The sequence below is a fragment of the Marinilabilia rubra genome (genome assembly GCF_003121985.1).
GTDB classification, from domain to species: domain Bacteria; phylum Bacteroidota; class Bacteroidia; order Bacteroidales; family Marinilabiliaceae; genus Marinilabilia; species Marinilabilia rubra.
In genome coordinates this window covers 199,089-221,124 of record NZ_QEWP01000008.1, presented here as the reverse complement: position 1 = coordinate 221,124, position 22,036 = coordinate 199,089, and the positions used below count along the sequence as shown (strand labels likewise).

The window sequence follows — 22,036 nt, the reverse complement described above, 5'->3', positions numbered from 1 at the left end:
TACAGGACATTTATATATTATACCCACACTTTTTTATATATTTAAACAATGATACTCTTTATCCATTCCCCAAAAGAACCGGAATAACTTATCTTAATCTCTGACGACCAGGAAACACCTTTATTAATATAGACAGGAACATGAAGTCAAGTCACGTAACACTAAAAGATATAGCCAGAATTCTTGAATTATCCCCTTCTACGGTCTCCAGAGCGTTGAAAGATCATCCGGACATCAATGAAGAAACCAAGAAGCTCGTAAAAACTTTTGCCGAAAAGGTTAATTATCGGCCCAATGCTTTGGCATTAAGTCTGCGCCGCCAAAAAACCAACACCATCGGATTAATTATTCCGGAGATAGTCCATCATTTCTTCTCTTCCGTGATTAGCGGAATCGAGGATCTGGCCTATGGCGAAGGATATAATGTTATGATATGCCAGTCAAACGAAAACTACCAACGCGAGGTAATTGACACACAAGCTCTAATTGATCACAGAGTAGATGGCATATTAGTCTCGGTAAGTAAAACAACCCGCGATTTTTCGCATCTGAAAAATGCTTATGAAAACGGCATCCCCATGGTTTTCTTTGACAGGATATGCGAAGATCTGCAAACAGACCGTGTTATTACTGATGACTTAAAGGGGGCAAATATTGCTACGTCTCATTTAATAGAAAAAGGCTGCACAAAAATCCTTCATTTATCTGCTCCTCAACACCTTGTTATTGGCAAACAAAGAAAAGAAGGCTATATCCAGGCACTCAATGAAAACGGCATAGAGGTAGACGAAGAATTAATCGTAAAGTGCGACACAAGAGATTATGTATTCAGCATGCAGGAACATCTGCTCAAACTCATAAAAGAAAAACACATAACCGGTATTTTCGGGGTAAATGACAGTACGGCTATAGCCGTTATGCAAGTCCTCCAATCAGCCGGATACAGCATTCCGGAGGACATTAAAGTAATTGGCTTTGGAGATGGTCCAAATGCCAACATAGCTTATCCCCCATTAAGTACCGTAGAGCAGAAAGGTTATGAAACCGGACGGGAGGCAATGAGGTTGCTTCTTCAAAGGTTGGAGAACCCGGGAATAGAAATTAACTTTTCAACAAAAGTCCTGACGCCCAATTTAAAACAACGCCAGTCCACATAATAATGAGCTGTGTTTTAAATTCCTTTAGCCGGGAAACTCCAAAATTACCATCTATCCTATTATTACAATAGATCGTTAATACTGAGGCTTCCCTTATATCAATAGATCGTTAGATTTTTAGATATTAGATTTAAGACGAACCATATAATACTGATAAACGGAGCTTTATTGCAGTTGTGCCTGAATTATAAAAAATTGATTTTTATCCATTCAAAAGAGCTCAGCAAAATATTATTATTGAACAATTCATAAAAATTGCCTTTTAAGCATTTCCAACAACCGCTGGATATTGTAAAATTATTACTCTCATTAACCAGGAAGTCAACGCTCCGAAATCGTTTGCGATTTTTAACAATCAGTTTTTTATCACTTTTTCAACAAAAACCGCAATCGTTTGAAATAGGATAAAACCTGATATTTTAAGCTGTTTCCACATTTTTCAGCAAATGAAATATTGCTTTTGAAAGATAGGAATGCTTACATTTGCAATGTACCGTATTTTAATTCTGTGAGATTCATTTTATAAATCAACCATTGGGGAACTAAGATTTTCCCCACACATGGTCTGATCTATAAAACTTTATTTCCTGACATTTCCCCCTTTAACGAGGTTTGGAATCCCATTTCCGAAACCCCGTAGTTCACTTCATTAATAGAACATCAGTCCAAAGTCATTTTTTCTGACCAGTGTTATTCAGACTATCTGAACTTTAACCTTTTTATAAGGTTCGGATATTTAGAATTGTCGGGATTTCAAAGACACGTAAATTCAGCAATTAAAAACCATCGGCTTTATTAATTTAAGGGTCGTTAACAAGCTGAATTATTTTCTGATTTAAAGGAATTAGCAGAAACATGAAACAATTACCTCGTTTAACAAAACGCCAGATATGGAACATGAGCATTGGTTTCCTGGGCATCCAGTTTGGGTTTGCACTTCAGAATGCCAATGCCAGCAGGATTTTACAAACATTTGGAGCTGACATAGAACACCTGGGATGGTTCTGGCTTGCTGCGCCCATTACAGGAATGCTCATTCAGCCATTGGTAGGACATTACAGTGATCGCACCTGGACCCGTTTAGGACGTCGCCGCCCATTCTTCCTTTTTGGTGCTGTTTTCGCTTCTCTCGCCCTAATATTTATGCCCAATGCGGAAATTTTAGCAGCCCTCATTCCCCCAATGTTTGTTGGCGCCGGATTACTCATGATTATGGACGCCTCCATTAATATTTCAATGGAACCGTTCAGGGCTTTGGTGGCAGATAAACTACCTCTAGACCAAAGAACTATGGGGTTTTCGGTTCAATCATCACTTATCGGTGTCGGAGCAGTGGTAGGCTCCTGGATCACTTATGCCATGGCCGAATGGTTTAATGTCGATAAAGTAGCTCCATCAGGGAGCGTGCCGGATAATGTTGTCTATTCCTTCTACATTGGAGCAGCGGTTTTGATCATCTCCATTATATGGACGGTGGTATCTACCAAAGAATATTCTCCCCGGGAACTGGAAGAATATACAGGAGAAAAGGAAGACAAAGAAGTCGCGAAAGCTGAAAAAGATCATGGCATTATGCAAATATTCAAAGATTTTGCAGCCATGCCCCGTACCATGAAAGAGCTTGGTGTTGTCCAGTTTTTTTCATGGCTGGCTCTTTTTGGCATGTGGGTATATACAACCCCGGCTATTGCCCAGCACGTATATAACCTTCCTGTTTCCGACACCAGTTCTGAATTGTATAACGATGCCGGCAACTGGGTGGGGGTTCTTTTTGCCGTATACAATGGCGTGGCAGCTCTTTATGCATTCCTGTTGCCATTTATCGCCAAAATGACCAGCAGAAAAACCACACATGCCATTTCTCTGCTGTTCGGAGCTGCAGGACTTATTTCAATATATTTCATAAATGACCCGGACGCTCTTATTTTCCCAATGATTGGTATTGGCATAGCCTGGGCAAGTATTCTGTCCATGCCCTACGCCATTCTTTCAGGAGCTCTTCCTGCTAAAAAAATGGGTATTTACATGGGGCTTTTTAACTTTTTCATCACCATACCTCAAATTGTAAATGGGGTATTTAGTGGCCCTATTATAAAGAGTCTGTTCAATTCTCAGGCTATCTATGCATTAATCATCGCAGGAGTAAGTTTACTTATTGCGGCTATCTCAGTCTATTTTGTTGAAGATAAAGAAGAATAAAATGATAAAAGCTTGTATATTCGATTTGGACGGCGTTATAGTGGACACAGCCCGTTATCACTTTATTGCGTGGAAAGCCCTTGCAGACGAACTGGGATTTGATTTCACCGAGAAGGACAATGAACGCCTTAAAGGGGTTAGCCGAATGACTTCCCTCGATATTCTTCTGGAAATTGGCGGCTTGGATCTTCCTAAAGAAAAGAAAGAAGAACTTGCCAAAAGAAAAAATGAACACTACCGCTCATTTATTCTCGAGATGACTCCCGATGAAATACTGCCTGGAGCCATGAAGTTCATCAAAGAACTCAAAGACAACGACTTAAAAATTGCCCTGGGATCTGCCAGCAAAAATGCCATGACCATACTCGACAGACTTGAGTTAACCTCGTGGTTCGATGCTGTTATTGATGGCACCAAAGTTTCCAATGCAAAACCCGACCCGGAGGTATTTCTAAAAGGGGCTGAAGCCTTAAATCTCCCTCCGTCTGAATGCGTGGTATTCGAAGATGCTGAAGCAGGTGTGGAAGCAGCCCTTGCAGGAGGGATGAAATGCGTTGGAATTGGATCACCTGAAGTATTGGGCAAAGCCAACCTTGTGGTGCCGGGACTTCACGAAATGGATATTGAAAAGTTGTCCCGGTTATAGATTCATCCAGGGATATAATTCGTAAGGACAATATGTTGTTTTAGAAAGCTTTTAAATCAAAGCCCCTCCCCCAATAAGCTTTCTAAACACATTAAAAAAGAAAAAGATGAAACAATATTTGAAGCAAGACGAGTGGCGGATAATAGAGGAAGGATTTGATCCTGATCACCATAAAGCATCAGAAAGTATTTTCAGCCTTGGCAACGGACAAATGGGGCAGCGGGCCAATTTTGAGGAGGCCTGGAGCGGTCCTACTTTGCAAGGCAGTTATATAGCAGGAGTCTATTATCCTGACAAAACCCGTGTGGGGTGGTGGAAAAACGGATATCCCGAGTACTTTGCAAAAGTGCTCAACTCTCCCAACTGGATAGGCATTAATGTGACCGTTGACGGTGAGATGCTTGATCTCTTTAAAGCGCAAAAGGTGGATAACTTCGAGCGTATCCTGGATATGAAAAATGGTGTTTTAAGCCGTCGATTTTCGGTGATACTTAATAATGGGAAACGACTGACAGTAAAAACCGATCGGTTTCTGAGCATGGAACGCCCCGAAACCGGAGTCGTAAAATACACCATGACTCCCAATGAAGATTGTAAAATCATTTTCACCCCTTACATTAATGGAGATGTTGAAAATGAAGACGCCAACTACGATGAGAAATTCTGGAATATTCTGGAAACCAATGCCGTTTTAAATAAGGCAGACTTGCTTTGCCAGACCAAAAAACTGGATTTCAGGGTTTCTTATGCGATGGAAACAGAACTGGTTGGAGCTGAAGCCTCCGAGGAACAGCCTTTCAGCGACGAGTTGCACTCAGGCAACCACATCCCTGTTTTGGCCTCTAAAGGAAAAGAAATTTCTTTAACCAAATATGTTGGGGTCGCCAATTCTATGAACCACGAGAAAGACGAATTGCTCTCTGTTGCCAGAAAAAAAGCCTCGGAAGCTAAAACTCTTGGTTATGACACTCTCCTGAAAGAGCAAATTGCGCACTGGAACGAGATATGGGAGCACAGCGATATTAAAATAAAGGGAGATATCGCAGCTCAGCAAGGCATCCGTTTCAATATCTTCCATCTCAATCAGACCTATACAGGTGAAGACGAGCGTCTCAACGTTGGTCCAAAAGGCTTTACCGGTGAAAAATACGGAGGGAGTACCTATTGGGACACCGAGGCTTATTGCATCCCTTTCTTCCTGATGACATCCCCCCAAAAAGTGGTTCGAAACCTCTTAATTTACCGTTATAAGCATCTCCGGAAAGCCATTGAAAACGCTGAAAAACTTGGATTCACAAACGGAGCTGCTCTTTATCCAATGGTAACTATGAACGGTGAAGAATGCCACAACGAGTGGGAAATCACCTTTGAGGAGATTCATCGGAACGGAGCCATTGCATTTGCCATTCACAACTACATCAGGCATACCGGAGATGAGAAATATCTTGAAGAATATGGTCTTGAAGTACTAATCGGTATCGCCCGGTTCTGGAGTCAAAGAGCAACATTCTCTCATGATAAAAAGAAATTCGTGATATTGGGCGTTACAGGCCCTAACGAATACGAAAACAACGTTAACAACAATTGGTATACCAATAAAATTGCACAGTGGTGTCTGAACTATGCAAGGGAGGCATCAGAAATTGTTAAAAAGAACAATCCCGGGCGTTTTAGCGAAATCACTAAAAAAGTCAACATGGACCCCCCCACTGAAATGGGCGTATGGAAATCAGTGGCCGGAAACATTCATCTGCCTTACAATGAAGAAGAAGAAGTTTTCCTGCAACAGGATGGCTTTATGGATAAGGAACAAATCATGGCTGATGAGTTGAGTCCTTCGGTTCGACCATTGAATCAGCATTGGTCGTGGGACCGGATTTTGCGCTCCTGTTTCATCAAGCAGGCAGACACTTTGCAAGGAATGTACTTATTTGAAGAAGAATTCGATACTGAAACTATTCGCAGAAACTTCAAATTTTATGAACCCCGCACGGTTCACGAATCGTCGCTTTCCCCTTGCGTCCACAACATACTGGCTGCCCGCATTGGCGATTTGGACAAGGCTTATGAAATGTACCTTCGAACCAGCCGTCTGGACATTGATGACTATAACAGAGAGGTTCACGAAGGTCTTCACATTACAAGCATGGCCGGCACCTGGATGTCGATAGTTGAAGGATTTGGTGGCAAGCGCGTTTACAAAGATGGCAAGCTTCGTTTGTACCCTATTATTCCTGAGCAATGGAAAGAGTATTCTTTTAGAATCCGTTTCCGCAGACATGATCTGGAAGTACGGGTAGATCAGGAACAAGTAGAGATTATCTCTCATGCAAAAGATGAAGCCACTTTAACCCTTTACGACAAGGAAATAAGCATCCCCGCAGGAAAATCAGTCACCATCCCTCTTAATATTAAGTATCATGTCAAAAAGTAATATCGTATCCATATTTTTGTCGTTTTTTTTAATTACTGCAGGAGCCCTGAACACTTTTGCACAATCCGAAATTAAACCACGACTGGAACCACCATCGTGGTGGATTGGCTTCAAGAATCCTGTAGTACAGGTAATGGCATACAGTGAAGATATTGGTTTGCTGAGACCTGAAATCAATCACACTGGTGTAACCATTGAGAAATCGACAGCAGTAGAGAATCCCAATTACCTCTTTATTGACATCCGCATTGCCGGGGATGCTAAACCAGGCGAGGTCGAGATCAATTTTGTGGATGGTGAGGTCGTTAAAAGAACAATGGCCCTTGAGCTTCAGGAACGCAGCAAAGGATCTGCCATGCGCGAAGGATTCAACACCACCGATGCCATTTATTTGCTGATGCCTGATCGGTTTGCGAATGGTAATCCGGATAACGATAACGTAGATGGCATGGCAGAGGAAGCAGACCCCGATGCCCCTTATGGTCGTCATGGTGGTGACCTAAAAGGCATTTCGGATCACCTGGATTACATTGCCGATATGGGGTTCACTGCCATTTGGCTGAATCCTGTCCTGGAAAACAATCAACCTGAAGGCTCCTATCATGGTTATGCTACGACTGATTATTACCAGGTTGACCCCCGGTTTGGAAGCAATGAAGATTATAAAGAACTCATCCAAAAAGCCAACGAAAAGGGTTTAAAGGTGATCAAAGACATGATCTTTAATCACTGTGGCAGCAAACATTGGTGGATGGAAGATCTTCCTACTGAAGATTGGATCAATTACGACAGCTTTGTGCAGTCCAACTACCGTTTGTCATCTATTTCAGATCCTCATGCCTCTAAAGCCGATCTGAAATTGGCCACGGAAGGATGGTTTGCCAGAGCTATGCCTGATCTGAACCTCGAAAACGACCTCATGCTCAATTATCTTATTCAGAACAGCATTTGGTGGATTGAATATGCCGGACTTCAGGGAATAAGACAGGACACCTATCCGTATCCTGATAAATACGGAATGGCAGAATGGAACAAACGCATCAACCAGGAGTACCCCAACTTCAACATTGTGGGAGAATGCTGGATTGGAGAAGCGTCCAAGCTCAGCTATTGGCAGAAAGACGCCAATAACAGTGATGGGTTCAACTCTCATCTAAAATCTATCATGGACTTTCCTTTAATGGATGCCATGCACAAAGCCTTTAATGAAAATGGAGGTGGCTGGAGCGACGGTCTCATGCGCTTGTACGATGTTTTGGCCAATGATTTCATCTATGCAGATGTTCAAAACATTGTGATATTCCCGGAAAATCATGATGTAAGCCGCATCTACAACATTCTCAACAAGGACTTAAACAGTCTTAAAATGGTGACTGCTTTTACCGGAACTATCAGAGGAATTCCACAATGGTATTATGGCACAGAATTGTTGATGGATGGCAACGGATATGAGGGACACTCGCATATTCGTCATGACTTTCCTGGTGGTTGGGCCGGTGATGAGACCAACGCCTTTACCAGGGACGGCCGGACTGAGGAGCAAAATGAAATTTACGATTATTTGAAAAAAATACTGGAATACCGCAAAACCAGCAAACCTATCCATTATGGTAAAACGTTACATTTTGTGCCTCAGAATAATGTTTACGTCTATTTCAGATATCTGGAAGACGAAGCTGTAATGGTCATGCTGAACAATTCCAACGACGAATCAAGAACCATCGATGGTAAACGATTTGTGGAAATCCTTGAGAAATACCATTCAGGAAAGGACGTCATGACCGGAGAAAACATTTCGTCATTTGAGAGTTTTGAAATTCCGGCCAAGTCGGCCAGAATAATAGAACTTAAATAAACAACAAACCAGTTTTTAAGTCCATGTTTTTCTAAAATCCCAAACTGAAATCCTCACCTTTAATAAAAAGGTGGGGAAATTTCAGTATTTTAATGCGACTTATTGTTATACGATTCATTGGAACACACCAAACACTGAAATATGCAAAAATTCAATCCCATTTATTGGCTTCTGTCGGCCATATTACTATTCTCTGCCTGCCAAACTTCTACCCGCGAAGGGCAGGAAGGTGACAACCAATACACCAGCAATACCCCTACTCCCAAGTGGAGTAAGGATGCCGTTATTTATGAAGTCAATATCAGGCAGTACACGGAGGAAGGAACAATCAATGCCTTTGCCGAACATCTTCCCCGCCTTAGGGAGTTAGGAGTGGATATTCTTTGGCTGATGCCGGTTTATCCCATTGGCGAGAAAAACCGGAAAGGAACATTGGGATCCTATTACAGCATTAAGGATTTTAAGAACATCAATCCGGAATTTGGAACCATGGAAGATTTTAAATCCCTGGTAAAAAAGATTCATGAGATGGACATGCATATTGTTCTGGACTGGGTAGCAAACCATACTGCCTGGGATCATCCCTGGATTGAGGAGCATCCTGAATGGTACACAAAAAATGAAAAAGGAGAAATAGTAGCTCCGGTAGAAGACTGGTCCGATGTAGCTGACCTGAACTACTCCAATCAAGAAATGAGAGCAGCCATGATTGACGCACTTACCTTCTGGGTTGAGGAAACTAATATTGACGGTTATCGGTGCGATATGGCAGGAATGGTACCTGTCGATTTCTGGGAAAACGCACGTGCGGACATTGAAAATATCAAGCCCGTATGGATGCTGGCAGAAGATGAAATGGAAACGGGACTTTTGGAAAATGCCTTCAATGCCAATTACGCCTGGGAATTGCATCATATTATGAACGATGTGGCTAAAGGTGAAAAAAATGCCCTCGATGTTTCCGGATTCTTCGAAAAAACAGACACCCTGTTACCTTCCGGAACCTGGCCTCTGCAGTTTACCACCAATCATGATGAAAACAGCTGGAATGGCACTGCTTATGAGCGGATGGGGAAAGCCTTTAAAACCATGACTGCCCTGACCTTTACAGTAGAAGGAATGCCACTGATATACTCAGGACAGGAAGCAGGCTTGAATAAAAGCCTGGAGTTTTTCGAAAAAGACACCATTCAGTGGAAAAAATCTGAAATGACCGATTTTTATAAATCCCTCATCAACTTAAAGAAAGCGAACCCTGCTTTATGGAACGGTACAGCAGGAGGTGATTTGCAATCCATTGTAACCAATAGTCCGGAGTCGATTTTCTGTTTTGCCCGCCAGAAAGACGATAATACAGTAATAGCACTTTTCAACCTTTCGGGCGAATCCGTCAGTGTATTTTTTGAAGGTGGACCTGAAGGCACTTTCGCAGAAGCAGGCTCTGGCAAAAATGTTACACTCCCCGTGAAAGGAGAACTGCTTCAGCCCTGGGAATATAAGATTTATACCACACAGTAGTTTTTTAATTTTAAACCACTTCAAAGACTGATATTCCCAAAATCCGGGGTATCAGTTTTTTTATTTGTCATTTTGCATCCCTTATAAGCTCAAAGCTTTTCAGCTCGGAATATACCGGCCCGTCAGAAGTCAATTGACTCTTGTACAAAACAACCCGGTTTAGTTCAAAATCGCCCCATATGGAATCATCTTTCCCATTTACAGCTTCAATCAAAGGTCTAGAATCTTTAAGATATTTAACCCTTGCCAGTGTTAAGTGAGGTCTGAAGGGGCGATCATCAATGAAAAGATCAAGAACAGAAACTCCCCGGTCTACTTGTTTCTTTATATAATCCAGCCATTCATTTTTCCTGACACCGGCCCAGATTACCTTGGGATTTTTAGTGGATCCAAAATATCCTGCCCCCTCAAAATGTAGTTTTCCTGCATTACATCCATCCAGCGCCTGGGACATTGATTCTATTAAAGAGCTAAGTTGCCCTTTTTCTATATCACCAATAAATTTAAACGTCAGATGCCACAAATCCGGATTGGTCCATTTGATTTTGCCCGAAACTGGCTGCTTCCTCAAATTAAATACCCACTTTTTCAAATATTCGATATCAATAACAGGGGTCGCCACAAAGGTCCTGAGTTTACTCATAAAGTTTGATTTTGCACAATGGTCGTAAATATTTTAAATTAGCCTGAGAAAGTCGCCTTTCTACAAAAGGGACATAAGAAATTTCTATTTTGTAAAACCAAAATACATATAATATGTCTGAAAAAAAGAAATTTGCAGTTGTTTTATCAGGATGCGGCGTTTACGATGGTGCTGAAATTACAGAAACCGTTACTACCTTGTTGGCCATCGAAAAAGCTGGTGCTGAATATGAAGTTTTTGCACCCGACATGGAGCAACGTCAGGTAATCAATCACATCAATGGAGAAGAAATGCAAGAAGCCCGCAATGTTTTGGTAGAAGCTGCCAGAATTGTGCGCGGAGACATAAAACCTCTCAGTGGATTCAATGCTGAGAATTATGATGCTCTCATGTTTCCGGGCGGTTTTGGTGCAGCCAAGAACCTGAGTAGTTTTGCTTTTGATGGCCCGGAATGCTCCATTCATCCCGAAGTTGAAAAAGCAGTCCGTGAAACCCATAAAGCAGACAAGCCCATTGGTGCTTTGTGCATTACCCCGGTAATAATGGCCAAAATATTTGGTGAAGCCAAGTTGACCATTGGTTCGGATCAAAGCGTTGCAGATGCCTTACAGGCCATGGGGGCTTCGCATGTAAACACCACACATGGAGAAGTAGTTACCGACAAAAATCTGAAAATAGCAACCACGCCCTGTTATATGCTGGATGCTAAAATAACCCAGATTGCAGAAGGGGCGGAAAATATTGTAAATGCAGTTATGAAGATGACCTCTTAAATGAAATTGGAATGTTGTAGAGGTCTGTTTATGATCTCTACAACATCCCATTATCTATCAAAATGATAATATGCTCTACCATGTGGTCTTCACGATCGCCATGATATTCATCTTTCAAATTGGAGCCAAATAAACGGGCTACAGATTGCCAGAAAAAAGCCGAAAAACCACCTTTATACTCTTTGATTAAGTCATAACTGGTATCTCCTGTCTCTCTGTCAATGAGCTTAATAAGCATTCGTCCCTGAGAAAAGGTCAATTTTCTGAGCGGCTTCTCAAATTCTTTAAATAACTTCTTTTCGGCTTTCTTCAGATACTCCTTGCGTTCCTTTTCATTCTCAATACGGGCAAGATTGGCATTAATTACCTCAAGTTTATGGGCTGCAACCCGCGCATAAGGAAGTGCCACTTTTATACTCTTCACAAATCGATTGTATTTTCTACGCTCCCGGTTACTTCGGTATTTCCATTCAGGGACAACTTTTACTTCAGCCAATACTATATGAGGAATGGTATCTCCATTAATTACTCTTGATTCAAGCATATGCACCTCCTCTCCTGCCATTTCAGTGGTTTTAACCACCTGAGCAACAGAACCCATCCCACAAAACAGCAGGATGCCAGGAAGAATCATATACTTAAAAAACAACTTCATTATTTATACCTGAATTCAGTACAACAAGTGCAATGCCAAAATATATTTTCCAGCTAAAGGGTTGTTCCATCTATTTTCCCAATAATCAAGAGATACTAATTTTATTTACCTGCCTCCTTCTTCAGCCATTCGATCTCATCAGCCCAAATATCGGGATTGGGTGTTTCCAGAATAATGGGAACATCATCAAAACGCTTATCTTTCATCATCCGTGAGAAAGTTTTCTTTTCCATATATCCTTCTCCTAAACTGGCATGCCGGTCCACTTTGCTGCCAACATCTTTTTTTGCATCGTTCAGATGAATACCCCGCAGATATTTAAAACCTACAATATCATCAAAGGCATTCCAACTGTTTTCATAACCATCATCTGATAGAAAATCATATCCACCGGCCCATCCATGGCAGGTATCTATACAAACACCCACCCTTGATTTATCATCAACTAACTCAATGATACGTGCAAGATGCTCGAATTTATACCCAACATTGGTTCCCTGGCCGGCTGTATTTTCTAGCACTGCTGTTACACCATTCGTTTTATCCAAGGCAATGTTCACCGACTCAGCAACCCTTTTCAAACAGTCATCTTCAGAAATCTTTTTCAAATAGCTTCCGGGATGAAAATTCAACAACTCAAGTCCCAACTGCTCACAACGCTGCATCTCATCCAAAAACGCATCACGGGACTTTTCAATACCTGCCTTCTCGGGGTGTCCCAAATTTATTAAATAACTATCGTGAGGCAGGATATGCCTGGGAGAAAAGCCATATTCTTTACAATTACTTTTAAACTTTTCTATATTCTCATCCGTCAGCGGTTTTGCTTTCCACTGTCGCTGGTTTTTTGTAAACAACGCAAAAGCCGTTGCTCCTATTTTGGAAGCATTCACCGGGGCATTTTCTACACCACCTGCTGCACTAACATGAGCTCCTATAAATTTTGTTGCCATTTGCTCTGTATTTTGAAAGTTAATATTCGTTTTCATAATTGTGCAAGATAATTAATCCAAAGAATAATCTTGTGTAAATAATAACACTACTTCTGTCAAAACTGTCATTTTGACAAGGATGACGATAAACCGCAGAAGCAAGTCATCGTTTACACAACCCCAACCTGTTCATGGTGCCGAACCCTTAAAGATTATCTGACCAATAATCGCATAAAGTTTCGGGAGATAGATGTCAGCAAAGATGAAAAAGCAGCTGCTGATATGGTTAAAAGGAGCGGTCAACAGGGCGTTCCTCAAAGTTTAATTAACGGACAGGCCGTAGTTGGATTTGACAGAAACAAAATAAACAGTTTATTAGAGATAAAAGCATAAACCATTTTAAACAACTAAAAATTAGCAATATCCATGAAAGAGTTACAACCCATTAATCAGAATGTTTTGCTTGAGTTGCAGGACGACAAAGCGGAGCAAACAACAGCATCGGGCATCATTATTCCCGAGAGTGCCCAAAGCAAAGAAAAAACAGGAAAAGTGTCAGGTATCAGCAACATTGAAAATCCCGAGATAGCTGTTGGTGACGTAGTTCTTTACAAAGAATTTTCAGGCACCGAACTTGAATTTGAGAGCAAGAGTTTTCTATTGGTTCCTTATGCCGACATTCTGGGAAAAGTCGTTGAGACCGATGCGATTTAGGAGTTAAGGCCGATGACGAAAAACATTTAATTATTCCATATTAAAGGGCTGGCATTTGCCGGCCTTTTTTTAATAACCCGGATGGTTGTTTTAACCGCTACAGTCAGTAGACAAAAGTCAGAATTTTTCTCTGAAACTATTCGTAAATTGCGTGATGAATACCTAAAATGCATTTTGAAACCTAAAAACAACCATTTATGAGCACCCCCATTATTCCCCGCGTGACTTCAGAGATTGGAGATTTGGAAGCTGTGATTTTACATACACCCGGCCCCGAAGTGGAAAACATGACACCGGGAAATGCCGAGAGAGCCCTCTACAGTGACATACTCAACCTGCCAGTGGCACGGGAAGAATACAATCAACTTAAGGGTGTTTTGGAGAAAGTCACCAAAACATTTCAGGTAAAAGAACTTTTAGCAGAAATACTGATAGATCCCGAGCTTAAAGTTTCACTTGTTGAAAGAATTTGTACCCAGGAGAAAGTCCTCAATATAAAAGAGGATCTTTTGGCACTTAATCACAAGGAACTGGCCACTCAACTTATTGAAGGAGTCGCGCTCAAAAGAGATTCTCTCACCACTTACTTGTCAGATGAAAGGTACGCACTTCGACCGCTGCATAATTTCTTTTTTACCAGAGATGCTTCAGTCACTGTTTATAACGAAGTGATGATCTCTAAAATGGCCAATAAAGTACGGGAAAGGGAATCAATTATTATGGATGCAATATTCAACCATTCACCACATTTTAAAACCTCCACCCTAAACCCCATGAATACCTGGCATGTTGGAGAAGAGACGTTTATTGAGGGAGGTGACGTACTCATCGCCAGAGATGACATATTAATCATTGGAAACGGTGCCAGAACTTCTTCTCAAGGGATTGATTTTCTGGCAGAGCAAATGAAAAAGCAAAAAGGCAGAAAGCATATAATTGTTCAGCAACTACCCAGGTCGCCTGAATCATTTATTCATCTTGATATGGTCTTTACCTTATTGGACCGGGAAACATGTATGGTATATGAACCAATGATAAAACACGAGCATACTTATGCCACGATCCTGATGACTATTGATAATGGCAAAGTCACCAAAATAACACGTCAGCCGGGCTTACTGAAAGCATTAGGAAACCTGGGAATGAATTTAAAACCAGTCCCCTGCGGCGGCACTGAATTGTGGCATCAGGAAAGAGAACAGTGGCATAGCGGAGCTAACTTCTTTGCCATAGGTCCCGGCAAGCTTATGGGATATGCAAGAAATGGCCACACTCTCGAGGCTCTAAGCAAAATTGGTTACAAAATAATTAAGGCTTCAGAAGTAATTAATAATGCCGTCAATTTGGATGATTATGAGAAATATGTGGTCACCATTGAAGGATCAGAGCTCCCTCGCGGAGGTGGTGGCGCCCGATGTATGACAATGCCGGTAAGACGAAAAAATATAAAATGGTAAATATTACAAACCCGGGGTTCAACAAAGAACCCCGGGATTTTTGATTCAAATCAAATAACATGAAAAGGATAAGATTAATTCAGATTTTACAATAATTTATCAAGGTTTTATAAAATCAATAGATCGTTAGATTTTTAGATATCAGATTTAAGACAAACCATATAACGCTAATAAAAAGAGCTTTCAAGCAATTTTGCATATGATTCCAAAAAGTTGATTTACAGATTTTTACAAAAATTCAACAGAGTATTGTAAAATACCATTACCAATCATTTAATACAGTTGCAACAAACTTGACACAAACCTGACTTTCGGCATTTTAAGACTTGTCTTATGTCTCAAAATCTAAAGATAAATTTTATTAAACAACCTCCTTAACAATGTCTGCAGCCTCTTTTAATGAAATGGCAGAACGCACTTTAAGGCCGGAATTATCAATCACTTCTTTTCCTTCTTCGGCATTTGTGCCCTGCAACCTCACTATAACCGGAACCTGAATGTTACCAAGTTTTTTGTAAGCTTCAACGACACCTGCAGCCACCCGGTCGCACCTTACAATGCCACCAAAAACATTAATCAAAACTGCCTTTACTGCAGGATCATCGAGGATGATTCTCAATCCTGCTTCTACAGTTTGTGCATTGGCTCCCCCTCCCACATCAAGAAAGTTAGCCGGATCACCCCCACTCAATTTGATAATATCCATAGTAGCCATGGCCAAACCGGCACCGTTCACCATACACCCTACATTACCATCAAGTTTCACAAAATTGAGGTTGTGCTTGCCCGCTTCCACCTCAGTAGCATCTTCTTCTGAAAGATCACGCATAGCTGCAAGTTCCGGATGTCTGAATAATGCATTGTCGTCAAGACCAACTTTAGCATCTACAGCCAGAATTTTATCATCGGTTGCTTTGAGTACAGGATTAATTTCGAAAAGAGAAGCATCAACTGAAACATATGCCTCATATAATGACTGAACAAAGCGTGTCATCTGCTTAAAGGCCTGTCCGCTCAAACCAAGATTAAAAGCAATTTTTCGCGCCTGAAATGGAAGAATACCGGTTGCCGGATCAACCTCTTCCTTAAATATCAATTCCGGTGTTTTGTCAGCGACATCTTCAATATCAACTCCGCCTTCGGTAGAATACATTACGGTATTCTTACCTGTTTGCCGATTTAAAAGGACGCCCATATAAAACTCCATTTTCCCAGAAGGTCCGGGATAATATACATCCTGTGCAACCAAAATTTTATGGACTTTCCTGCCTTCGGGACCTGTTTGGTGAGTAACCAACTGCATTCCTATCATGCCCTCTGCAATTTTCGCAACCTCTTCCAGACTTTTAGCAAGTTTAACACCTCCGCCTTTGCCTCGACCTCCGGCGTGAATCTGGGCTTTTAAAACCCACCATTGGGTGCCGGTTTCTTCCTGTAGTTTTTTTGCCGCATCAACGGCTTCATTCGGGGTAGAAGCGGTTATTCCCTCCTGAATTGTAACCCCATGCTTTTTTAGAATGGCTTTGGCCTGATATTCATGAATATTCATATAACAAGGATTTGATTATTAAAAATTAGCATTTTAAAATTTTGATTCTTATTTGATTAAAGCAAACATAAATCGAATGCAGAACTTTAACTACTTTTGCCATCTCTGAAAAAACAAAAACAAAATGCGAAAACTAAAACTTAATGAACTGGGCCGCATTTCGGTCAATGAATTCAAAGAGTCTGAAAAAACACCTATTGTAGTAGTATTGGACAATGTCCGAAGCCTCCACAATGTGGGAAGTATTTTTCGCACTTCCGATGCTTTTCGACTGGAAGCAGTTTATCTTTGTGGCATCACTTCAACCCCGCCTCACAAAGAAATTCACAAAACTGCACTGGGAGCCCAAGACTCTGTTGAATGGCATTACTTTAATGAAACAACAGATGCAGTAGAAAAGTTGAAAAGTGAAGGATATTTAGCTATTGGGATTGAACAGGTAGAAGGCAGCACAGATCTGAATACTTTTAAACCCGACACAGAACTAAAATATGCAGTTGTTTTTGGAAATGAAGTAAAAGGGGTTGATCAAAAAGTCATTAATCAGTGTGATAGTTGTATTGAGATTCCGCAGTATGGGACAAAGCACTCCTTTAATGTATCAGTAACGGCAGGAATCGTACTATGGGAACTTGCAAAACCCTGGCTCAGGAAACAGTAAAGAGTATTAATTATAACTAAAAAAGGCAGCGCTTCCGCGCTGCCTTTTTTAGTTTATTTAAACAAGAGATTGTTGCTTACTGAACAATTTCTTTGAATGATGCATCCTCAAAGTAACGAGCAAACTCCATATCGGAAGCTGCAGTTTCTTTCATTTCAGGATTCAATTCAACAGCTTTTCCAAGCTCTTCGAAAAGCATATCAGTGTCATTTTGACGAGCACCAATAATAGCTTTCAGATAATACTTAACAGCTACTTCATTATCATTGGCATTCAATGTAGCCAAAGCTGCATCATAATTGCCATTCAAAAGCTTAGCAAGAGCAGCATTGCAACTGTTGCTGTTTCCGAAATAACGAACAGCTTCGTCATAGTTACCATTGTAAATTGCCAATACACCAAGGTTGTTATCCAAAGCAGCACCAGCACCTGCAGCTGAGTCGAAATATTCCTGAGCACCTTCTACATCGTCTTCATAGAGTGCAATAACACCAAGGTTATTTAATACTTCAGGCTGATTAGCTTTCATTTCATTAGCTTTCTCAAAAGCGCCTTTTGCACCATCGATATCGCCTTTTTCGAAATGAACAACACCGATGTTGTTTTGAGCTCTCCAGCAATTAGAATGCTGTTCAAGGGCAGTTTCATAAATCTCAAGTTGCTTATCAAGATCTTCGGTCAAAGTAGCAGCATAAAGAATTTCTTCAAGCTTCAGCTCTGAAGGATTTGATTCTGCAAGTTCAGAAATTTCTTCATCTGACTTACCAATAACTTCAACATTTACGTTAAGTTTTGAACGACGAAGTTCAGGAAGAATATCTTCTGCCAATACTTTGTAAGTGGCAGCCATATTCTTAATTTCTGTTTCGCGAACCTCAGGATCGTTATGAGTAGAAAGAACACGAAGAATCATATCCTTATCTTCAATATCGCTATTCTGAACAAGCTCTTTGAAACCTTCCCAATCTTCAGGAGTGTTACGCAATTCATAGAAATCTTCTGCGTCAGCACCTTCCACTTCTGCATCTTCCAATGCTTCAGTCATGTACTCTTTTGCGGACTCTTCACGCTCTTCAGCAAGTCTGGTGTTCAAGTCAATAGGTCCGTCAGGAGAAGCATAAGCTGAAATGTTCACACCTTTGAATTCTTTATTTTCAGCCTCTTTAGCAGCCTTAACAAATTCTTCCAGTGCTTTGATATCGTCTTCTGACAACTCTGAACGACGAACGTATGAACGCTGAATCACATAGTGAATATCAGCTTCACCTGTTTCGGGAGTAATACGCTGGAAGTTGTCTTCTCCTAAAGCAGCAACAGCACCTTTTTTACCAAGAAGATGAGCTGTTGAGATAACTCCTTCTGCAATCTTTACAGGCTCGAAGTCCAGAGTAGTTTCTCCTCTTGTTGCAGTCATACGAACAACAAGGTCAGAAACACGCATATTCTCATTATAATCAACAGTTCCTTCGTAAGTAAACTGGCCACCATTGGCATATGAAATGACTTTGGCGTTTCCATCTACACTCTCCCCCTGAAGTTTGTAAGGAGCATAAGCAGTTTCTCCACCTTCATAAACTAATACCGGAGTTGCTTCCAGCTCAGTCTTTTTATCGAAATAGCCACCAGGTATCTGCACCTTAATGGTTACGGGCACCTGTCCGCCATGAGTTTCTAAAACCTCTGGAGTAACAGTGTAGTTAACGTCAGGTGCATTTTCTTTCATCTTATCCAAACCGGAGCAACTTGCCAGCAATGCTGCAAGAGCTACAGTTGCAAAAAGATTAATTCTTGTTCTTTTCATAATGTTAACCGAATTATTTGTTCTTGAATAAATCCTATCTTCTATACAAATTTAGGAATGTTTTTAATAAATAAAACACTTAGCCCATGTTTTATTGCAAATATAGACAATCGCTGAAGTTTTTCAAGTGAAAAATTCCACTTAAATTTCGCACCCTCAAAAAAAAGAATTAATCAACAATTCCTATACTTTACAAAATGAACTATCAAAATAAATATTTTTTAGCAATAAAACAAATTCATCTTCAGGTATTATTGCCTTGCAGAGCGTGAATATAAAGAAATAATGTGTCTCCTGTTACATTCCTGTCCATTTTATGGTTTTTCAAAACAAAAACACAAGAATAAAACACTCTAAATCAACAAACAGGATAGATAAATGCCATTAACTTCATTTATTTCCCGCATAAAGTATACAGACGAATGAAAGTGGCAGAAAAAGTTCCATCAATAATTATCAGAACTGTGAACTAATCATTGCCCCGTTGGGCTCAGGATCATAAATAGTGTTTGCATGAAGGCGTCAATTGCTGCGTTATGCTTGTCTTCAAATCAGTTATTTACGAAAGTAAACTCCTGCTTTTCAGACATCGCAAGCCTTGCACTTGACGCCTTCATGCAAACACAAATGAAAAGCATGAGTTTTCTTACTGGCACTAAATACCCCAAGAGCTGCATCGCCCATGGGATATTCAACTTTTTCTTTCACTTTTCAATAAACTAAATGCAAAGGCAATCTGTATTGCCCATGGCTTTATTGATAAGGTTCTTCCTCCATATTGTAGAAAGTAAAGGCATACATATCAGCCACTTCATCAATTTGCTTAGAAACAGGTTTTCCTGCCCCATGACCCGCTTTAGTTTCAATTCTGATCAAAACGGGTTTTTCACCCTTGTATTTATCCTGTAGTGTTGCAATATATTTAAATGAGTGCGCAGGAACTACACGGTCGTCATGATCAGCAGTAAAAACCAGTGTTGCGGGATAATCAAGTCCGCTTTTAATGTTGTGGACCGGAGAATATCCATACAAATAACGAAACATCTCTTCACTGTCATCACTTCGTCCATAGTCACTGGCCCAGGCCCAACCAATTGTAAAGTTGTGATATCTCAGCATATCCATCACACCTACAGCGGGAAGAGAAACCTCAAAAAGGTCCGGGCGCTGATTGGCTACAGCTCCGAGTAACAATCCCCCATTCGATCCACCTCGGATGGCAATTTTGTCGGAGTTGGTATATCCCATTTCAATAACCGTCTCGGCGGCAAGAATAAAGTCATCAAAAACCCGTTGCTTATTCATTTTGGTACCGGCCTGATGCCAGTCTTCTCCATACTCTCCTCCTCCACGGATATGAGCATTAACATAAACACCGCCATTCTCTAACCAGGGAATCAAACGTACATCAAACCCGGGCTGATAAACAATATTAAAGCCACCGTAACCATAAAGCATAAGAGGGTTTGAACCATCCATCCGGATGCCTTTTTTATGGACAATATGCATAGGCACCTGGGCCCCATCGGAAGCTTCCGCAAAAACCAACCTGGTTACATACTGATCTCCGTCAAAGTCAACATCAGAGGCAAACTCAATCTGCTGATTCCGACGTTCCAGATTGTAACTGAATATTTTATTGGGAACATTGTATGACTCGAATGAATAAAAAATGCGGTCATTGCCGTGAATGGTACGCAATGATCCAACAGATCCGGGGGCTGGTAACTCAATATCGTATTCATGCCCGCCTTTCTGATTGAAAACTTTAAGATGTGATTCTGCATCAATCACATACATTGCAACTGCAAATGATTTTGAAAGACTTACATTTTTCAAAACACCAGACTCTTCCGCAATTACTTCCGTCCAGTTTTCTATCCCGGGATTTTCAGGATCAATGGTCATAACCCGGTAGCGGGGAGCTCCAAAATCGGTCAACACCCAGTATTTACCATCGACTGTTCCCAGATAACTGGTATTATTCTCAAATGTGGTATCGGCAACCATCCAATTCTGTTCACCAATGGCTTTTATCATTAATGAGTTATTATTGGTTGACCGTGTACCATAAAGCAACAAATACTCACCATCATCATCTACACTGGCTGTATAGTTGCGAAGAGCATTCTCAGAATCTTTAAAAACAAGTTCGTCCTCAGCTTGAGGTTGACCTATCTTGTGAAAATAAACCTGTTGAAACTCATTCAAATTTGTAAGTTCCTCTCCTTTTGCAGGGGCATCGTAACGACTGTAATAAAAACCAGATTCAGCAACCCAGGAAATATTGGAAAACTTAGCCCATTTCAGATGATCATCAAGGTCCTTACCGGTTTTTACATCCCTGACATAAATCTCGCGCCAGTCGGATCCACCTCTGGAAATAGCATAAGCCATATATTTTCCGTCCTCTGAAATCTCATAATCGGCAAGAGCGACAGTTCCATCTTCAGAAAGATTGTTAGGATCCAGCAAAACACGCTCATTCCCGTCTTCCCCCTCCTTTACATAAAGAACTGACTGGTCCTGCAATCCGTCATTACGCATAAAAAACCATTTATCCCCCTTGCGCAAAGGAGTTCCCTGTCTGGTATAATTCCAGACTTCGGTTAGTCTTTCTTCAATCTTAGTCCTGAAGGGAATTTGCTCCAGATATTTATTGGTAACAGCAACCTGCTTTTTAACCCACTCCTTTGTTTCTTCCGATTGATCATCCTCTAACCATCGGTATGGGTCACTCACCTCTGTTCCATAATAAATATCCACAGTGTCCACCTTCTTGGTTTCCGGATAATCGGGTTTGTCGGGACCATTTTTACAAGAATAAAATGTTGCCATAGTCAACAATACTATAAATAAAATACGGTGTTTCATTTTTTAACTATTTGGTTTTTAGATCAATACTCCGTTATGATTTTGAAAGATCCTCAAATTCGCTCACTTACCCCTAAAATACTTTTTGAATTAGAATGCGGATTTTCAATAATATATATTTCACCTCTCATCTAACTCAAGATTAAAAATAAGTACATTTCAATCTTT

General features: G+C 40.8%; 17 protein-coding genes. 11 read left to right on the top strand and 6 right to left on the bottom strand.

Annotated elements, in window-relative coordinates; genetic code table 11:
- The first annotated feature begins 140 nt into the window (after window positions 1-140).
- The 6 genes from DDZ16_RS11855 (at window position 141) to DDZ16_RS11830 (ending at window position 9,809) form a co-directional block, all read left to right on the top strand.
- The gene (locus DDZ16_RS11855; protein ID WP_109264686.1) at window positions 141-1,157 is read left to right on the top strand and encodes a LacI family DNA-binding transcriptional regulator; all 1,017 of its coding nucleotides are present in this window, start codon (window positions 141-143) and stop codon (window positions 1,155-1,157) included.
- Window positions 1,158-2,012: 855 nt separating this feature from the next.
- Window positions 2,013-3,356 carry an MFS transporter gene (locus tag DDZ16_RS11850; RefSeq protein ID WP_232526629.1) on the top strand — a complete coding sequence of 448 codons (1,344 nt, stop codon included), beginning with the start codon at window positions 2,013-2,015 and terminating at the stop codon, window positions 3,354-3,356.
- 1 nt (window position 3,357) lies between these two features.
- A complete protein-coding gene (pgmB, locus tag DDZ16_RS11845) occupies window positions 3,358-4,002 on the top strand; it encodes a beta-phosphoglucomutase (protein WP_109264684.1) in 645 nt (214 codons plus the stop codon).
- Window positions 4,003-4,108: 106 nt separating this feature from the next.
- A complete protein-coding gene (locus DDZ16_RS11840; RefSeq protein ID WP_109264683.1) occupies window positions 4,109-6,436 on the top strand; it encodes a family 65 glycosyl hydrolase domain-containing protein in 2,328 nt (775 codons plus the stop codon).
- Entirely contained in the window at window positions 6,423-8,291 is a 1,869-nt protein-coding gene (locus DDZ16_RS11835) for a glycoside hydrolase family 13 protein (RefSeq protein ID WP_109264682.1), read from the top strand. The genes DDZ16_RS11840 and DDZ16_RS11835 overlap by 14 nt, the downstream gene beginning before the upstream one ends.
- 141 nt (window positions 8,292-8,432) lie before the next feature.
- The gene (locus DDZ16_RS11830; RefSeq protein ID WP_109264681.1) at window positions 8,433-9,809 is read left to right on the top strand and encodes an alpha-amylase family glycosyl hydrolase; all 1,377 of its coding nucleotides are present in this window, start codon (window positions 8,433-8,435) and stop codon (window positions 9,807-9,809) included.
- 67 nt (window positions 9,810-9,876) lie between these two features.
- Here DDZ16_RS11830 and thpR read toward each other — a convergent pair whose 3' ends face one another.
- The gene (gene thpR, locus DDZ16_RS11825; protein ID WP_109264680.1) at window positions 9,877-10,452 is read right to left on the bottom strand and encodes an RNA 2',3'-cyclic phosphodiesterase; all 576 of its coding nucleotides are present in this window, start codon (window positions 10,450-10,452) and stop codon (window positions 9,877-9,879) included.
- Window positions 10,453-10,565: 113 nt separating this feature from the next.
- Here thpR and elbB point away from each other — a divergent pair, with 113 nt between their 5' ends.
- On the top strand, window positions 10,566-11,225 hold the full coding sequence (gene elbB, locus DDZ16_RS11820) for an isoprenoid biosynthesis glyoxalase ElbB (protein WP_109264679.1): 660 nt from the start codon (window positions 10,566-10,568) through the stop codon (window positions 11,223-11,225).
- 37 nt (window positions 11,226-11,262) lie between these two features.
- Here elbB and DDZ16_RS11815 read toward each other — a convergent pair whose 3' ends face one another.
- Together DDZ16_RS11815 and nfo are read right to left on the bottom strand one after the other, a co-directional pair.
- Complete coding sequence (locus DDZ16_RS11815) at window positions 11,263-11,880, bottom strand: DUF4294 domain-containing protein (RefSeq protein WP_109264678.1); 618 nt, start codon at window positions 11,878-11,880, stop codon at window positions 11,263-11,265.
- Window positions 11,881-11,981: 101 nt separating this feature from the next.
- Window positions 11,982-12,833, bottom strand: a complete 852-nt coding sequence (nfo, locus tag DDZ16_RS11810) for a deoxyribonuclease IV (RefSeq protein ID WP_109264677.1) — start codon at window positions 12,831-12,833, stop codon at window positions 11,982-11,984.
- Between the two features lie 144 nt (window positions 12,834-12,977).
- Here nfo and DDZ16_RS11805 point away from each other — a divergent pair, with 144 nt between their 5' ends.
- The 3 genes from DDZ16_RS11805 (at window position 12,978) to DDZ16_RS11795 (ending at window position 14,983) form a co-directional block, all read left to right on the top strand.
- Window positions 12,978-13,205: a glutaredoxin family protein gene (locus DDZ16_RS11805; protein ID WP_109264676.1), complete on the top strand. Its 228-nt coding sequence runs from the start codon at window positions 12,978-12,980 to the stop codon at window positions 13,203-13,205.
- 33 nt (window positions 13,206-13,238) lie between these two features.
- The gene (locus tag DDZ16_RS11800) at window positions 13,239-13,526 is read left to right on the top strand and encodes a co-chaperone GroES (RefSeq protein ID WP_109264675.1); all 288 of its coding nucleotides are present in this window, start codon (window positions 13,239-13,241) and stop codon (window positions 13,524-13,526) included.
- Window positions 13,527-13,723: 197 nt separating this feature from the next.
- Window positions 13,724-14,983 (top strand): arginine deiminase, encoded by a 1,260-nt coding sequence (locus tag DDZ16_RS11795; RefSeq protein ID WP_109264674.1) that lies wholly within the window; start codon window positions 13,724-13,726, stop codon window positions 14,981-14,983.
- 361 nt (window positions 14,984-15,344) lie between these two features.
- Here the strand turns inward: DDZ16_RS11795 and sucC are convergent, their stop codons facing one another.
- Window positions 15,345-16,532, bottom strand: coding sequence for an ADP-forming succinate--CoA ligase subunit beta (sucC, locus tag DDZ16_RS11790; protein ID WP_109264673.1), 1,188 nt, complete (start codon window positions 16,530-16,532; stop codon window positions 15,345-15,347).
- Between the two features lie 124 nt (window positions 16,533-16,656).
- On the opposite strand from sucC, the gene DDZ16_RS11785 reads away from it, so the two are divergent.
- Window positions 16,657-17,193, top strand: coding sequence for an RNA methyltransferase (locus DDZ16_RS11785; RefSeq protein ID WP_109264672.1), 537 nt, complete (start codon window positions 16,657-16,659; stop codon window positions 17,191-17,193).
- Between the two features lie 76 nt (window positions 17,194-17,269).
- On the opposite strand, the gene DDZ16_RS11780 is transcribed toward DDZ16_RS11785, so the two are convergent.
- On the bottom strand, window positions 17,270-18,994 hold the full coding sequence (locus tag DDZ16_RS11780) for a tetratricopeptide repeat protein (protein WP_109264671.1): 1,725 nt from the start codon (window positions 18,992-18,994) through the stop codon (window positions 17,270-17,272).
- 753 nt (window positions 18,995-19,747) lie between these two features.
- The gene (locus DDZ16_RS11775) at window positions 19,748-21,868 is read right to left on the bottom strand and encodes a prolyl oligopeptidase family serine peptidase (RefSeq protein ID WP_109264670.1); all 2,121 of its coding nucleotides are present in this window, start codon (window positions 21,866-21,868) and stop codon (window positions 19,748-19,750) included.
- Between the last annotated feature and the right edge of the window lie 168 nt (window positions 21,869-22,036).